Source organism: Stenotrophomonas sp. CCNWLW162 (genome assembly GCF_037203745.1).
Taxonomy (GTDB): domain Bacteria; phylum Pseudomonadota; class Gammaproteobacteria; order Xanthomonadales; family Xanthomonadaceae; genus Stenotrophomonas; species Stenotrophomonas maltophilia_AQ.
This window is the reverse complement of sequence record NZ_JBBCBL010000004.1, coordinates 374,716-390,515: the sequence shown is the minus strand read 5'-3', so window position 1 is coordinate 390,515 and position 15,800 is coordinate 374,716. Positions and strand designations below refer to the sequence as shown.

Sequence of the window (15,800 nt, the reverse complement as noted above, 5' to 3'; positions counted from 1 at the left end):
CTGCACAAAGAAAAGCCCGGCAGTGCCGGGCCTTTCGTTCATCCGTCGGATCAGCGGAACCGGTAGTCCAGCTGCACCCAGTACTGGCGGCCGTACGGGTCGTAGTTGCCGACCGGGTAGAACGGCCAGCCGCCTCCGTTCTTGTCCGCCGGCGGGCGGCTGTCACGCAGGTTGTTGACGATCACGCCCACCGACAGGTTCTCGCCGAACTGGCGGAACACGCTGGCGTTGTAGGTCATGTACGGCGCGATGCGGCCACTGCCATCGGTCTTCGGCAGCGAACCGAAGCGGTTGCCATACAGCGTGGTGGTCCAGTCACCCTGGTTCCAGGTGATGCTGCCGTTGGCCTTGCTGCGCCACTGGTAGTCATCCAGCGAATTGCGGATGTCACGCTCCGGATCGTCGGAGAACTGCCGGTACGTGTGCTCCAGCACCACGGTGTAGGCCAGGCGCGTGGTGAAGCGGCCGTAGCGGCCGGCATCGAAGCGCCAGTTGCCCTTCAGGTCCAGGCCACGCACCGATTCAGAGGCCGCGTTGATCGGATTGATCAGCACACGTGTCACCTGGTCCGGTTGCACGGTGGCGTTGGACGGGTTGCGGATCACACGCGACAGCGCGTCCTGGCACAGCGGTGAACCGATATCACGCGCCTCGCCGCCCAGCGTCTTTCCCAGCCGGCAATCGGCCTCATCACGCAGGATGCGGCTGGTATCGAGGCTGGTCACTTCGTTGTCGATGCGGATGTCGTAGTAGTCCGCGCTGAAATCCAGCCCGGCCAGCGGCGACCAGACCACGCCGAAGCCATACGACTTCGCAGACTCCGGCTGCAACTGTGCGTTGGCACGGTTGCTGTAGTCGATCGACAGGCCGTTGTAGTCGCAATTGTCGTACGACTGGCCCGCCGTGCGGCAGCGCCAGTAGTCGGTCATGCCCGGATTGTAGCCGCGGGTCTCGGTGGCGAACACGTAGTTCATGTCCGGCGCACGGAAGCTGGTCGCCGCCGTACCACGGATCAGCAGGCTCTCGATCGGCCGGAACTCGACGCCGAAACTCCAGGTGGCCTTGCCGATGTGCTCGCCACCGGCACGGTACTGGTCATAGCGACCGGCCAGGGTGGTGGTCAGCGACTGCAGCAACGGCAGCTGCAGTTCCACGCCGGCCGCATAGCGGTCACGCTCTCCACCGGCACCGATGCCGGCGCTGGTGTTCCAGAATTCACCGGTGCCCAGCCGCGGGTCCGGGCGATTGCGGTAGCCCTGGCTGCCGGCTTCAACCACCGCCGCCAATGCAGCGTCGCCACCGGGCAGCGCGAACAGGCGCCCGTTGACACTGGCACTGAAGGTCTGCAGCCACGCCGCATTGCGGCTTTCCTGGTAGCCCGACAGACCCTCGTATTCGTTCGGGGTCAACGGCTGGAACAGGCGCGCCGGGTCGGGCGCATAGACCTCCACGCCATTGCGCACGCCCAGCTTCGGGCCGAGCAGGTACTCGTTGATGCCAGCCAGCAGTACCGGGCGGCGGGTGCGGTTCTCGTAACGCGAGCGGCTGTAGACCGCCTCATAGTCCCAGCCACTGTCGCCGATCTGGCCACGCGCGCCGACGTTGAACGACCATGAGTTTTCCAGGAAGCGGTTCGCGTTGCGCGGCAGGCCACCGATTTCTTCCGGCGCGAACCGGCGGTACCAGCTCTCCAGGTTGCCGGTGGACTGGTTGTAGAAGTAATTACGCGCCGAGGTCCAGGTGGGCGCGCGGGTGTTGTTGTAGATCCGTGCACTGCCTACGGCCAGATCGGCAAACAGATCGGTGGTCTCGTTGACGTGGAAGGTCAGCAGGCCATAACCGTTGAGGTTGCGCTTCTGGGTCTGCACGGTCCAGTAGCTGGCGGCGGCCTCGTTGCTGCCGCAGTACCAACCCTGCCTCGGGTTGTTGGCACGGAACACGCTGCCACCGTAGATCTCCGACGCCCCATCGCAGCCATTGACGCCGGGGTCGATGTTGCGGCCGGTGGCGGCATTGCGGCGATAGGCGATCGCGGTCGCCTGCGGTGCCTTGCCAGCCGGATCATCGTCCAGCGAATCCATGAAGTCGCGCTGGCGCGCGTGGATCGCCTTGCGCACATCGAACTCGAAGCCGAACAGCGCATCCCAACGCTCGCCGGAACTGCCGCCGACCACCTGCGCACGCTGGTTGTCGCCACCGCCCTGCTCGGTGCCACCGGCGCGCACGTTCACGTCCACGCCCTGGAAGCGGTCCTTGAGGATGATGTTGACCACGCCGGCGATGGCGTCGGAGCCGTATACCGCCGATGCGCCAGCGGCCAGCACCTCGATACGCTCGATCAGCGCGCTGGGAATGTTGGCCAGGTTGACCACGTTCACCGACCCTTCGTAGGCCAGCGGGTAGTCGGCCTGGCGGCGGCCGTTGACCAGCACCAGCGTGCGGTTCGGACCCAGCCCGCGCAGGTTGATGGTGTTGGCGGCCGGCGTGAACGTATTGCCGAAGTCCTCGCCCTGCACGTTACCGGTGTTTTCGGTCAGCGCGCTCAACGCATCGAAGGCATTGCGGTAGCCCTGCGCATCGATCTGCTCGCGGCTGATCACCGTCACCGGCGACGGGCCCTCGACGCTGGCGCGCGGAATGCGCGAGCCGGTGACCTTCACTTCCTGCAGTGTGGTGGGTGCGCTTTCCTGCGCGAAGGCCGGCAGCGAGACCAGCATCAGGGACGACAGTGCGAGCACCAGCGGACGCGGGCGCAGCGCCTTGTGGGAGGCGGACATGGGCTTCCTGGGGAGTTGGGCGGGTGGTGGTACGGGGGCAGCGGCCTGTACGGCGCATAACGATCCCGTAACGAAAGTGTCCTGAATGGGCGGTTTCAACGGAAATGACCAGGCCTGATGGCCTTATGCCTGAACCGAATCAGACCCGCAGTGCCATCCACCACACTTTTGCAATGTTTTGAATGGTGCAGGGCTGCAGGCACGGCCATCGTTGCTGGGATGATGACCCCGTACCCGACCTTCCCCCTCCCCCCGCTGCGCCCGGTGCTGCGCCGCCATCTGCTGCAACTGCAGGTGGCCCCGGTCACCCTGCGCCCGTTCCAACGCACCGATCTGCCACGCTGGCGCCTGTTCGATGACCGCCGGCGGCGCGGCCGCCGCGATCCGTCCGTCATCGATGAGGAAGCGCGCTTCCTCGCCCACATGCATCGCTCACGCCTGGAACAGGACAACGACCAGCTGCTGCTGGGGGTATTCGATGACGACCACGGCAACGTGCTGGACCAGCTTCACGTGCGCCTGCAATCACTACACGCGCGCAGCGCCGAGCTGCTGTCGCTGCAGCATTGGCACCCGCATACCGACGCGGCACTGCAGGCGCTGTGTCCTTTCCTGTTCGAGGACGTCGGCCTGCATCGCCTGTTCGTGATGCTGCCACCGGACTGCAGTGATCCGTTCGCCACCGCGCTGCGGGCCTTCGGCTTCGAGCAGGAAGGCCTGCTGCGCGACCATCATCTGGATATGGAAGGCTGGCAGGACCGTCAGCTGCTGGCACTGACCGCGCCAATGTGGCGGAGCCAGCACAGGGTGCTGGACTAGCGCACCCGCTCCAGCGCGTTGCCGGCACCGGTCAGCACCGAGCAGGCATGGTCCTGCAACTCTTCGCCGCTGGCCTCGTTGCCGGTGCCGGCGTCCACGCGGGTGGCCAGCAGGATGAAGCCCGGGCCGCCCTGCACTGCGTCCCGGCCCACCACGACCAGGCTCCACTGGCCCACGTCGTCCACGCCTGCGAGGTCGTAGGCCAGCAGATTGAGCGGATTGGCGGTCAGTTCCGCACCCGGCAGCAGGCGTGCCTGGTATTGATGGCCACGCAGCGGCACCGGCAGCGGTGCCCACCGGCTGCCCATCGCGCCGGCGTGGGCATCCAGTGCCTGCAGTACATCGGCACGCAGGCAGTCCACATGGATATGCAGCTGATGCTGCGAGCGGCCATGCGGTGAATTCAGTGCCAGGCTGGCAACGTTGCGTGGCAGCGGTTGGCCCAGCGCCCGTTCGGTGTGGGTGCGGGCCAGCCAGGCCGCGCCGAAGTAATTGGGTGCGCCGCGCTGGTACAGGCTGCGGCTTTCGATACCGCTGACCTTGTCCAGCGGCATCAGCAGGAACTGATAGTCGCCGTGCGCGTCCTTGACCAGCACATCGCGGCGGTCCGCCGCCGTTTCCACCCGCAGGCAGTCGCCACGCGGCCCTTCGGTGCCACGGCAGTCACGCTCGATCAACCGCCACAGCGCATCGGAGTGGGCCGGTGGCGGCGGAGGCGCACTGGCACAGGCGGACAACAGCAGCAGGAACGGCAGCAGCAAGGGGCGCAGGGACACGGCAACGGCTCACGAAACAGGCGCGGCAGATGGCGCCGCGCTGCATTCTAGCCAGTGCAATGCTGCAATCAGTAGGTGCCGAACGGCACTTCAACCACGAACGGGGCCGCGCCCTCGCCCGCCTGCAGGGTGTAGTGGTCCAGCGCGCCATCGTCATCGGCGTGCGGCTGGCGCTGGAACTGCAGCGGGTAGCGGCTGTCACCCAGGCGCACGGCGCTGCCATCGGCTTCCAGCGCGGCGCCTTCGGGGGTCAACAATCCGCCCAGGTCGCTGTAGGCACCGGGCACATCGGCAAAGCTGTAGTCGACCAGTTCGTCCACCCGCTGCATTGCATAGACGTGCGGCACATAGGGCCGTGCAGGGCTGCGACCATTGCTCAGGTCGGTCACCCAGGCCTGCGGCAGGTGGTACTGCTCACGCAGCGCGGCCACGCCCAGCGACGGACTGGCCACCTGCAGGCAGCACACTGTGCGCCTGCCTTCGCGGTCGAGGATGGCGAAACGGTCGCCGCGGGTCGCGGCCTGCGGCAGCATGGCGAAGGCCAGGTTGCGCTGGGCCGGCGCGTAGCCGGATTCGGTCTGCAGATTGCGCCAAGCACCAAACATCGGTGCTTCGGCCGCCGCCTCTGGCACCGGTTCGGCGGCGGAGGCGGCAAACGCAGCGCCCAGCACGGACAGCGCCAGTGCCGTCATCGTTCTGCCCATGTCGCGGAAACTGCCTGCCGTCATACCGTGTCCAGCACCTGCACCGGAACGGCCCGGCCTGCCCGCCGGCGTTCTGCCAGCCATCCCTCCCACTATGCAATGGCCGCGCTGTGCCGGCAATGACCGGGACGCTGACGTCTTTCGCACGCCGGGTGCTATCGTTCCCGCCATCATCCCCTGCGCAGGAGCGCTCGCATGTCTGCATTCCGTCTGTCCCTGTTGCTGCCGGCCTCCGCCCTGCTGCTGTCGGCCTGTGTCAGCACGCCTGGCCCGGAAGTCAAGGGCAGCGGCCGCTGCGACGCCAGCCAGCTCGGCTGGGCGATCGGCCAACCGGCCAACGAGCCCAACATCCGCCGCCTGTCCAGCGAGAGCGGTGCCGGTCTGGTCAACCCGATCGGCCCCAGCACCATCACCACCAAGGACATCCGTCCGGACCGCCTGCGCGTGTTCGTGGACAAGGACAACATCATCACCGCCACGCGCTGCGAGTAAGCGCCGCGGCAGGTTTTTGTAGAGCCGAGCCCATGCTCGGCTGCTCTCCGGTCAGGCCGCACGGAAAGCCAGCCGAGCGTAGGCTCGGTTCTACAGCGTCCAGGGTTCAGGGTTCGGTATAGCCGGCACAGTCCGGCAGCGCCTGGTCAGGATGGAACATCCCCTCCGCGAAGCGGAACAGCCGCGTGTAGCTGCACGCCGGATCCTGCTCGGTGCGCAGATCCTTCTTCTTCAGCGGCCCCTTCGCCAGCGAATCCTCGAAGCGTGAGACACCGGCAGGAAACCGTGTCGCCACGGTCTGGTAGCGCAGCACCGGCATGCCCTCGGCAGCCGTGTCCAGCGCCAGCTTCGCCGAGAAGCCGTATTCGTCGTGGCAGGCACCTGCGCGCTGCTTGATGTCCTGCTCGCTGAAACAGGCGCGGATCATCGCGTTGCCCAGCCATGGCACGGTCAGCACGTCGTCGTCCACCTGGATGTCGTCCTGCAGGTGGCGCACGCGTGCCAACTGCAACGTAGATGCATCGGCACCGCCGCCGGAATACATGCTGCTGAACGAGACGATGCCGCCCACCAGCACGTTCTGGCGGTCGCGCTGCTGCGGGTCGGTCACCGACGCGTCGCTGCCAACACCTGGGGCCAGCCGCACGATCCACGGCCACAGCTTCAGATCACTTTCCTGCGGCACGTCGATGCTGACGTGGTAGGTGTGCGGCGTGCCCTGGCCCGGCACCTTCTCAAGCACTTCCAGCGCAGCCGGCCGATCACCATCCTCGGCAACCGGCTGCACACGCACGCACCAGCTGCCGTCCCGCGTGCAGTCATAGAGCCCCGCCGGTCCCTTCTCATGGGCGATCAGCACCTGCCCCAATGGCTCCATCACATTGCCGGCGGCATCGCGCTGCTGCGGCAGGATCGAGCTCTGGGCCAGCACCAGCACCGGGGTTGCCAGCAGTGCAACGCACACGGTCGGGCGGGCGAAAACGGTGGGCATCAAGGAGATTCCTGCTTGTGGAATCCCGATGGTAGCGCAGGGGTAACGGGACGGTCGCGACCAGCCCAGTCAACCGGAACCAAATCGACACACTACCTGTCAGAACTGCTCTCCCAACTACGCCCCGCCAGCAGTCCGGAGAATTGCCGGGGGAGCGAAGCCGTCATCAGTTGGCGACTCCAGATTCTCACCATCCCAGCTTGCCTGACTGATCCATTCCACAGCCTTCTCAGCGAAGTCAGCGAAAGTGGGAGCGAGAAGGTACTTGGTGTCTTCATCCGCACCAAAAGCAATCATCTGTCCTTCAGCACCACCAATGTCGGGGTCGAAATCCAATCCCATGTGATTGCCGCCACCATCGTGAGTCAGCGGTATCCAACGCGCATTGTTATACATCGGCTTCACCACCCCCGCGGGACTCGACTTCATGAACTCCGCGCAGTCCTCGTTCATGCCGTCGGCCTCGATCTCACGCCAACCCTGCCACTGCCGCCCGATCTCCTTGGACGAGAGCATCTGACTGCCGAACAGAAGCCCGGCCCCATCCTGCCCGTCGTGAATCATCAGCAGCTGCCTGAGCAGGTCTGGCAAAGCGACTCCAAGCTGAGCTTCCAGTTCAACCAACTCGCTTTCGGAAGCTCCCGGCCGCAACTGCACTTCATCCAGACAGTTCTTCTCGTGAAGCGACGCTTTGATGGACGCCCATATCTGATCTGCACTCTGCATTGGTTCTGTACCCGTTTCAGCCAAGACCTCAGCCTAGTGCCAACCCGATCAGTGAGGAATGCAAGAAATCCGAATTTTCGGAGAGTTCGCCGCTAGTGCCCACTACAGTCGCAGCCACCCCACCCTTTCGCCTTCGACGTCTGGCCAATGCCCGGATTGAACGTATTGCTCGGGTCCAGCTGCTTGTAGAACCCCGCCAGCGCCGGCTTGGCCGGGTACAGGTGGCCGACGTTGTGCTCGGCCGGATACTCGGCACCGCGCTGGTCCAGCAGCGCCCACATCGCATGCTCGATGGCCATCGGATCTTCACCCTTGCGCGCGATGTAGTCCTGGTGGAACACGTGGCACAGGAAGTGCCCGTAATACAGCTTGTGCAGCAGGCGGCCGTCTATATCGGCCGGCAACTGCTCGAACCAGTCGGCATCATCCCGGCGCAGGGCAATATCCAGCGCCACGATGTCCTGCACCTGATCGCGATGCACTTCGCGGTAGCGCACCGCAGCACCGGCCACGGCGAAGCGATGCAGGAACGCCTTGCGTCCCTCTTCGGCCGTGCAGTGGAAGTAACCGCCCTCATGGTCGGCGAAGAAGCCGCGCAGCCAGGCCTCGGTTTCCGCTGCGTCCTGCGCGGAGACCTTCAGCAACAGATGATGCTCGTAACGCTGGCGGAACTCGCCCATGCGCTTGGGCAGGTGCGAGGGCAACAGACCGGTCAGCAATTGCATCATGCGGTCGGTGATACCGCGCAGGCCCAGCCGTTCGAACCAGCCATCAACCCGGCTCTTCAGTGCGAATGCGGCCGGAACGCGCGCGGTACCGAGCTTGTCGATCAGCAGGAAACTGTCCTTGCCGTAGCGCTCGCCGATGTCATAGGCATCGCGGTGGATGTACTCGCCGGCAATCGGCAGGCGCTCGAACCCGGTCAGCAGCTGGCGTCGGATCGCGGTGAGGCTATCGGTGCGGTTACTTCCGATATAGAAGACCTCGGCGGACTCCTTCTCGAAGGTATCCAGGCGCACCGCGAACACCGCAAGCTTGCCGGCCGAACCGGCAGCTTCGAAGTGGCGGCTGGGATCGGCGTTGAAGCGCGCCGGGGTATCGGCATCGACCCGCCGCACTTCGTCGGCGTAGCGTGGATCGGAGGCGGCGCGGCCGTCGCCGTCACCCACGTCGGCAGCAGCATAGTCGCCGGCCTGCAGGCGCTGCAGGATCTGCTCGGGTGTATCACCCAGCGCGATACCCAGATGATTGACCAGCTGCAACTGGCCCTGCGCATCGACCTGCGCATACAGCGCCAGCTCGGTGTAGGCCGGGCCACGGCGCACCAGCGCGCCACCGGAGTTGTTGCAGATGCCGCCCAGCACCGAGGCGCCGATGCAGGACGAACCGATCACCGAATGCGGTTCGCGGCCCAGTGGCGCCAGCGTCTGCTCCAGCCGGTCCAGCGTGGCGCCGGGCAGGCACAGCACCTGCCGGCCTTCGTTCAACAGCTGGATGCCGGTCAGGCGCAGCGTGCTGACCAGCACGATCGGCCGCCCGTAGTCGTTGCCATCCGGGGTTGAGCCACCCGTCAGGCCGGTGTTGGCTGCCTGCAGGATGATCGCCGCTCCGCCCTGCACCGCCGCCTGCAGCACACGCCACAGTTCCAGCAGCGTGCCCGGGCGCACCACCGCCAGCACCGGGCCATCACCGAAACGATAGCCACGGCGGAAACGGCGCGTGGCCTTGTCGCCGGTCAGTACGTGGCCGCTGCCGACTGCGTCGCGCAACTGCGCCAGCATGGCATCGTGACCACTCATGGCAGGCTGACCAGCGAATCGCGGCCGATATCGGCGATGCGGCGCGCGCCGGTCAGGGTCATCGCCACGCGCATTTCCTTGGCGATCAGGTCCAGCAGGTTGGCCACGCCGGCCTCGCCCTGCGCGGCCAGCGCGTAGACGAAGGCACGGCCCAGCAGCACGGTGTCGGCACCGAGCGCCAGCATGCGCACCACGTCCAGGCCGGTACGGATGCCGGAATCAGCGAGGATCTTCAGGTCGCCCTGCACCGCATCGGCGATGGCCGGCAGTGCGCGTGCGGTGGACAGCACGCCATCGAGCTGGCGGCCACCGTGGTTGGAGACCACGATGCCATCGGCGCCGAACTTGACCGCATCACGCGCGTCATCCGGGTCAAGGATGCCCTTGATCACCATCGGGCCCTTCCAGAACTCGCGGATCCACTCCAGGTCCTTCCACGAAATCGAGGGATCGAAGTTGCTGCCCAGCCAGCCGATATAGTCCTCCAGCCCGGTCGGGTTGCCACGGTAGGTGGAGATGTTTCCCAGGTCGTGCGGGCGGCCGAACAGGCCCACGTCCCACGCCCAGTGCGGGTGAGTGATGGCCTGGCCGATACGGCGCAGCGAGGCGTTCGGGCCGCTCATGCCCGAGTGCGCGTCACGATAGCGCGCGCCCGGCACCGGCATGTCCACAGTGAACACCAGGGTAGTCACGCCGGCGGCCTGCGCGCGCTCCAGCGCGTTACGCATGAAGCCACGGTCGCGCAGCACATACAGCTGGAACCACATCGGTCGCTGGATCGCCGGTGCCACTTCCTCGATCGGGCACACCGACACGGTGGACAGGGTGAACGGGATGCCGCAGCTGTCGGCCGCGCGCGCCGCCTGTACTTCACCGCGTCGGGCATACATGCCGGTCAGGCCGACAGGCGCCAGCGCCACCGGCATCGCCAGCTTTTCGCCGAACAACTCGGTTTCCAGGCTCAGGTCGGACATGTTGCGCAGGATGCGCTGGCGCAGCGCGATGTCGGACAGGTCGGAAACATTGCGCTTCAGCGTGTGCTCGGCATACGCGCCGCCATCGATGTAGTGGAACAGGAACGGCGGCAGCCGGCGTTGCGCTGCGGCACGGTAATCGGTGGAGGCGGAGATGATCATGGGGTCAACCGTGTGGGGAAGGTAGACGCGAGGCCCGCGCACGCCGGGCTTCGTTGTCATCGAGGGTGCGCAGCGTGGTGTGCACGAACTCGAGGTGGGCATGCGCCGCGGCGCGCGCGCGTTCGGGATCACCTGCCAGCACCGCATCCATCATCTCGCGGTGCTGGTCGGACAGCGGCGAGAAGGTCCTCGCCGAGGTGTAGAGCTTTTCGCGGCTCTGCGAGATGTTGGTCTGCAGCAGCTCGAACAGGCCGCGCATCACCTGCAGCAGTACCAGGTTGTGCGAGGCCTCGGCGATGGACAGGTGGAAGGCCGCGTCAGCCTCCGCTTCACCGGTGGGGTCGTCCTTGCCGTGCGCGTCCATCATGGTCTGGAAGGCCTGCGCGATACGCGTGCGGTCCTCGTCGGTGGCACGCAGCGCTGCATGCCAGGCGGTGGCACCTTCCAGCGCGTGGCGGATCTCCAGCACGTCGAAACGGTATTCCGGGTCGCCCTGGAACAGCGGCAGATAGGGCGCCAGCGGTTCATCCAGCGCCTGCCGTGCGCGTGCCGCGGGTTCGGCCACGTAGGTGCCGCCACCAACCCGTGCGGTCAGCAGGCCCTGGCTGGCCAGCTGCGCGATGGCCTCGCGCAACGCCGTGCGCGAGACCCCCAGCTGCACCGCCAGGGTACGCTCGGCCGGAAGCCGGTCACCCGGTTGCAGCCGTTGTTCCTGCACCAAGCCGCGCAGCTGCGCGGCCACCTTGTCCGAAATACGTTGCGTGCTCATGGCACCATTGTGGCCCGAAGCGCGCAGCGGGTGGTCGGCTGACGGTGCATGGCTCAGGGAATCATCCAGGTCAGCCAGTAGGCCTGCGCCAGGGTGATCAGGCCGACCATCGTGGTGAAGATCAGGCTGTGCTTGACCGTGAAGCGGAACAGGTCCGATTCCTTGCCGGCCAGGCCGACCGCCGCGCAGGCAATGGCGATCGACTGCGGCGAGATCATCTTGCCGGTGACACCGCCGGTGGTATTGGCGGCCACCAGCAGCACGTCGGATACGCCGATCTGCTGCGCGGTGGTGGCCTGCAGTGCAGAGAACAGCGCATTGGACGAGGTATCCGAACCGGTCAGGAACACGCCCAGCCAACCCAGGAACGGCGAGAAGAACGGGAATGCGTCGCCGGTGTGCGCCAATGCCAGCGCCAGCGTTGCCGACAGGCCCGAATAGTTGGCGATGAAGGCAAAGGCCAGCACCATGCCGATCGAGTAGATCGGCATGCGCAGCTCACGCACGGTTTCGCCGAAGGTCTGCAGCGCCGAACGAGCTGGCATGCGCAGCGCGATGATCGCGATCACCGCGGCCAGGATGATCGAGGTACCGGTGGCCGAGAACCAATCAAACTTGTAGATCGCCTCGTAGCTGAGCGGTGCATCCACGATCGGCGGCATCTTCTGCACCATCTGGTCCAGGCCCGGCACCGGGATCTTCAGTACCCAGCTTTCCAGCGGGCCGCCCGCCGCGAACAGCGACTTGAACGGTTTGATGCTCCACAGCGTGACCATCGCGGTGAGGATCAGGAACGGCGACCACGCCTTGGCGATCTGGCCGACGCTGTAGCGTGGTGCCTCCAGCGCCTGTGCGGCCGCCTCGGCGCTGGTTTCGGTATCGAAGCGGAAGATCCGTACCGGCTTCCAGCGGCGCAGGAACAGGGTCAGGCAGACCAGCGACGCCAGCGAGGCGGTGATGTCCGGCAGCTCCGGGCCGATGAAGTTGGAGGTCAGGTACTGGGCGATGGCGAACGAACCGCCGGCCACCAGCACCGCCGGCCAGGTTTCCTTGATGCCGCGCCAGCCGTCCATGATCGCCATGATCCAGAACAGCACGATGACAGTCAGGAACGGCAGCTGGCGGCCGGCCATCTGGCCGATCTCGAAGGCATCCAGGCCGGTCACCTGCCCTGCCACGATGATCGGGATGCCCATTGCGCCGAACGCCACTGGCGCGGTGTTGACGATCAGGCACAGGCCGGCCGCATACAGTGGCTTGAAGCCCAGCCCGACCAGCAGCGCGGCGGTGATTGCCACCGGCGCACCAAACCCGGCTGCACCTTCCAGGAAGGCGCCGAAGGCAAAGCCGACCATCAGCATCTGCAATCGCTGGTCCTCGGTGACCGACAGGATCGAGGCACGGATGATGTCGAACTGGCCGGTCTTGACCGAAACCTTGTACAGGAACACCGCGCCGATGATGATCCAGGCGATCGGCCACAGGCCGTAGACGAAGCCGAAACCGGCCGCGCCCAGCGCCTGGCTCAGCGGCATGCGGTAGAACAGCAGGGCTACGCCGAGCGCAATGGCCACGGTGATCGTGCCGGCGAGCCAGCCCTTCATCCGCAGCAGCGCCAGGGCGATGAAGAAGAACGCGATCGGCAGCAGCGCGATCAGGCTGGACAACCACAGGTTGCCGGCGGGGTCGTACAGGTGTTGCCAGGGCTGCATGAAGGCTCTCGACTGGGGCGGGATGTGCTCCACCGCAGGCGGTGGGTCGCCGTGGCCGATACTTATTGGTCGTACCAATAAGTCATATCAGCGAACCACGTGGAGCGGATTTAACCGCCACTCCGGCGAAGTGCCTATTAGACCATAGGGCTAGATGCCATATTGGTCTTACCATTCGCACAACATCAGGGTCAGAGCCCCTTCGGGGGTCCGACCCTGCCAGGCACCCGGGATCGGATCCCCGAAGGGGCTCTGGTCCATCCCCAGACCACCTCGCCAGTCAGATCTTCTTCTCCAGCCGCCGCATCACCGCCAGCACCAGCACGCACAGCACGCTCACTCCGATGGCAATCACATACTTGCCGATACCCACCGCAATCCCGATGGCCGCGGCCATGATCAGCGAGCTGGCAGTGGTCAGGCCGCTGACCTGGTCCTCGCGTGAGCCGCGCAGGATGGTGCCGGCGGCGACGAAGCCCACACAGGCAACCACTGCTTCAATCAGGCGCACCGGGTCGACCTGCAGCAGGTCACGGTAGCGCTCCTGCTGGAAGTGCTCGGCCACCGAATCACCGAGGCCGACGATCAGTGCGGCCGCACCGGCAATCAACATGTGGGTGCGCAGGCCGGCGGCGTGCTTGCCCATTTCGCGCTCGACGCCGAGTACCCCGCCGAACAGCATCGCTGCGGCCACGCGCAGCAGGATCGAGACATCCTGGGTGAGTTCCATGGGCAAGCTCCGGGAGTTTTCCGGAGCGTTGCGCAGCAGCCGTGGCACAGCGGTGAAGGCCACACCACAGCCCGTTCACCCGGTATCGCCGGGCCATGCCCGGCGTCACCGTCGCCTGCGATCACCGCATCATTGCGCCAGATAGCCACCATCGATGGCGTAGTACGCGCCGGTCGCGAACGAGGCATCGTCGCTGGCCAGCCAGGCAACCAGCGCCGCCACTTCCTCGGCCGTGCCCAGCCGTTTCAACGCATGGCGCCCTTCCAGCGTCGCGCGCACCTTGGCATCCATCTTGTCCAGCAGCGGCGTGCTGATGAAACCCGGGCCGACCGCGTTGACACGGATGCCGTCGGCGGCATGTTCCCAGGCAGCGGTCTGGGTCAGCCCCACCACGCCGTGCTTGGCCGCCACGTACGCAGTGGAACCGGCATAGCCCACCTGGCCCAGGATCGAGGCCATGTTGATGATGCTGCCACCGGAACCTGCCGCACGCATCGCCTGGATCTGCGCACGCTGGCACAGGAATACGCTGGTCAGGTTGACGTCGATCACGCGCTGCCATCCCTCCACCGGATAGTCACCACTGCTGGCAGCCGGCCCACTGATGCCCGCATTGTTGACCGCGATGTGCACACCGCCCAGTTCCTTCACCGTACGCTGCACCGCCGCTTCGACGGCCGCATCATCGGTCACGTCCAGCGCGATGCCGATCGCCTGCACGCCGCTGCCCTGCAATTGCGCCACCGTGGCATCAACTGCCTCCTGCTTCAGGTCCCATACCGAAATACGCGCACCGGATGCGGCAAGGGTCTGCGCGACCGCCAGACCGATGCCGGATACACCGCCGGTCACGATCGCGGTCTTGCCGGTGAGCTGGTAATCAATCATCTGTGCTCGCCATCTGTGGGGGATCAGTGCGGCCTGTCGCCGTTAACCCCTCACGCTACGCCTCCGCCTGTGATGGCCCAGCAGACAGCGTGTCCACAGGCGATCGTTCCATCGATAAAACCTCAACCCAAGTTGATGTATGGAATTACGTACGGATATGCAGGCAAAACGCCGCCGTATGTTCTACGAAGCATTCAACTTGGCCGTATTGATCAATGGTTTTGACCATCTCGAAATCAAATGTGGGTGAATCGCGGCGACAATGGGAAACGCTTCCAGTTTCTTTGACACATTCATTCCAATCTGGCGTTTCCCCAGCCCTTCCAGATACCGCCTCCGACGCGTCGCAGCGTGTCCACGCAGGTATCGATCGGAAATGCATCTGCATTGCAGATGCGCATGGGTCAGGTGCTGCCAGTGTCCACCTCCAATGCAAGTGCCGAGCAATGTCCCGATACTTCACCTTTGCCGATTACCGCCGCTTCGGCCACCGCCACGGCTTCGACTACCGCGCCGATCCGGAACACCTGCGCGATGACCAGTGGGCCGGCCACGGCGAGGTCAACGAACAGTTCCTGCGCGGTGGCATGAGCCTGATCGCCTCCGACGTCCATAATCGTTTCCCGTATGTGGCAACCGCCCAGCAGAGTCCCGGCCTGGCCATCCGCGTGATGTTGCAGGGCCAGGTCGATGTACGTGTTCCGCGCCGCCCCGGATTTACCCTGCGCGCCGGCACCGCCATGACTGCCCACCACCGCGAGCAGGTCGAAATGACCGGTGCACATCCGGGTGAGACACGAATGCGCGGGGTCAGCGTCATGGTGCCGGCCAAGATCGATCCGGACCTGTTCCAGCTGCCGCAGCTGGAGACTGCGCTCAGCACTCACCTGGAGTGCCGTCATTGGGCGATTCCGCACACCCTGTTGCCGGTGCTGGGACAGTTGTTCGACAGCCCCTGGCAGGACGGCATCGACGCGTTGTGGCGCGAAGGCGTGGCCCTGCAGCTGCTGGCCGTTGGCCTGCAAGCCGAAGATCTGCAGACCGACCAGGTGCGCGCATTGCGCGCGGGCCAGCGCGAGCGACTGGAACGCGTACGCGCCTACCTGCATGACGATCCGAGCCACACCCACAGCCTTGTCGAACTGGCCCAGCTGGCCTGCATGAGCCCGAGCTCGCTGCGCCGCCACTTTGCCCAGCAATACGGCTGCTCGGTGTTCGACTACCTGCACGAGCAGCGCATGCGCCACGCCGAACAAGGCCTGCGCGAGGACGGTTGGACCGTCGAGCAGGCTGCGGCCGCCAGTGGTTACCGCCACCCCAGCAACTTCGCTGCCGCGTTCCGCAAGCGTTTCGGACTGGTACCCAGCCGCTGGCGCACCGGTCCGTCGAAGGTAGGCTGAAGGCCCGTGCCCTGGCAGGTGTCGACCTTGGTCGACACGCTTTCACACCACCGCGGATGCCGGCCAGCGGCCGGCCCTACC

At 65.7% G+C, this 15,800-nt stretch carries 14 protein-coding genes; 3 read left to right on the top strand and 11 right to left on the bottom strand.

What is annotated here, in order from left to right; translation table 11 throughout:
• Nucleotides 1-50: 50 nt before the first annotated feature.
• Entirely contained in the window at nucleotides 51-2,777 is a 2,727-nt protein-coding gene (locus V9K93_RS13970) for a TonB-dependent receptor plug domain-containing protein (protein WP_295376332.1), read from the bottom strand.
• Nucleotides 2,778-2,996: 219 nt separating this feature from the next.
• On the opposite strand from V9K93_RS13970, the gene V9K93_RS13965 reads away from it, so the two are divergent.
• Nucleotides 2,997-3,596, top strand: a complete 600-nt coding sequence (locus V9K93_RS13965; protein ID WP_136638105.1) for a GNAT family N-acetyltransferase — start codon at nucleotides 2,997-2,999, stop codon at nucleotides 3,594-3,596.
• On the opposite strand, the gene V9K93_RS13960 is transcribed toward V9K93_RS13965, so the two are convergent.
• Both V9K93_RS13960 and V9K93_RS13955 read right to left on the bottom strand, forming a co-directional pair.
• Complete coding sequence (locus V9K93_RS13960; RefSeq protein ID WP_046986526.1) at nucleotides 3,593-4,372, bottom strand: CDP-diacylglycerol diphosphatase; 780 nt, start codon at nucleotides 4,370-4,372, stop codon at nucleotides 3,593-3,595. The two genes, V9K93_RS13965 and V9K93_RS13960, sit on opposite strands and share 4 nt — an antisense overlap.
• A 68-nt stretch (nucleotides 4,373-4,440) precedes the next feature.
• Nucleotides 4,441-5,100, bottom strand: coding sequence for a decarboxylase (locus V9K93_RS13955; protein WP_337302732.1), 660 nt, complete (start codon nucleotides 5,098-5,100; stop codon nucleotides 4,441-4,443).
• Between the two features lie 171 nt (nucleotides 5,101-5,271).
• On the opposite strand from V9K93_RS13955, the gene V9K93_RS13950 reads away from it, so the two are divergent.
• Nucleotides 5,272-5,568 carry an I78 family peptidase inhibitor gene (locus tag V9K93_RS13950; protein WP_337302731.1) on the top strand — a complete coding sequence of 99 codons (297 nt, stop codon included), beginning with the start codon at nucleotides 5,272-5,274 and terminating at the stop codon, nucleotides 5,566-5,568.
• A 106-nt stretch (nucleotides 5,569-5,674) separates the two neighbouring features.
• Here V9K93_RS13950 and V9K93_RS13945 read toward each other — a convergent pair whose 3' ends face one another.
• The 8 genes from V9K93_RS13945 to V9K93_RS13910 form a co-directional block, all read right to left on the bottom strand.
• Complete coding sequence (locus tag V9K93_RS13945; RefSeq protein ID WP_337302730.1) at nucleotides 5,675-6,559, bottom strand: hypothetical protein; 885 nt, start codon at nucleotides 6,557-6,559, stop codon at nucleotides 5,675-5,677.
• A 117-nt stretch (nucleotides 6,560-6,676) separates the two neighbouring features.
• Complete coding sequence (locus tag V9K93_RS13940; RefSeq protein ID WP_046986522.1) at nucleotides 6,677-7,285, bottom strand: SMI1/KNR4 family protein; 609 nt, start codon at nucleotides 7,283-7,285, stop codon at nucleotides 6,677-6,679.
• A 92-nt stretch (nucleotides 7,286-7,377) separates the two neighbouring features.
• On the bottom strand, nucleotides 7,378-9,084 hold the full coding sequence (dld, locus tag V9K93_RS13935; protein WP_136638108.1) for a D-lactate dehydrogenase: 1,707 nt from the start codon (nucleotides 9,082-9,084) through the stop codon (nucleotides 7,378-7,380).
• A complete protein-coding gene (lldD, locus tag V9K93_RS13930) occupies nucleotides 9,081-10,220 on the bottom strand; it encodes an FMN-dependent L-lactate dehydrogenase LldD (RefSeq protein ID WP_337302729.1) in 1,140 nt (379 codons plus the stop codon). Before lldD ends, dld begins: the two co-directional genes overlap by 4 nt.
• A gap of 4 nt (nucleotides 10,221-10,224) precedes the next feature.
• Nucleotides 10,225-10,989: a transcriptional regulator LldR gene (gene lldR / locus V9K93_RS13925; protein ID WP_012480578.1), complete on the bottom strand. Its 765-nt coding sequence runs from the start codon at nucleotides 10,987-10,989 to the stop codon at nucleotides 10,225-10,227.
• A 53-nt stretch (nucleotides 10,990-11,042) separates the two neighbouring features.
• Nucleotides 11,043-12,701: an L-lactate permease gene (gene lldP, locus V9K93_RS13920; RefSeq protein WP_253079068.1), complete on the bottom strand. Its 1,659-nt coding sequence runs from the start codon at nucleotides 12,699-12,701 to the stop codon at nucleotides 11,043-11,045.
• A gap of 280 nt (nucleotides 12,702-12,981) precedes the next feature.
• Nucleotides 12,982-13,431, bottom strand: coding sequence for an MgtC/SapB family protein (locus tag V9K93_RS13915; RefSeq protein WP_032129616.1), 450 nt, complete (start codon nucleotides 13,429-13,431; stop codon nucleotides 12,982-12,984).
• A 129-nt stretch (nucleotides 13,432-13,560) separates the two neighbouring features.
• Nucleotides 13,561-14,319, bottom strand: coding sequence for an SDR family NAD(P)-dependent oxidoreductase (locus tag V9K93_RS13910; RefSeq protein WP_046986517.1), 759 nt, complete (start codon nucleotides 14,317-14,319; stop codon nucleotides 13,561-13,563).
• 446 nt (nucleotides 14,320-14,765) lie between these two features.
• On the opposite strand from V9K93_RS13910, the gene V9K93_RS13905 reads away from it, so the two are divergent.
• Entirely contained in the window at nucleotides 14,766-15,719 is a 954-nt protein-coding gene (locus tag V9K93_RS13905; protein WP_046986516.1) for a helix-turn-helix transcriptional regulator, read from the top strand.
• Nucleotides 15,720-15,800 lie beyond the last annotated feature (81 nt).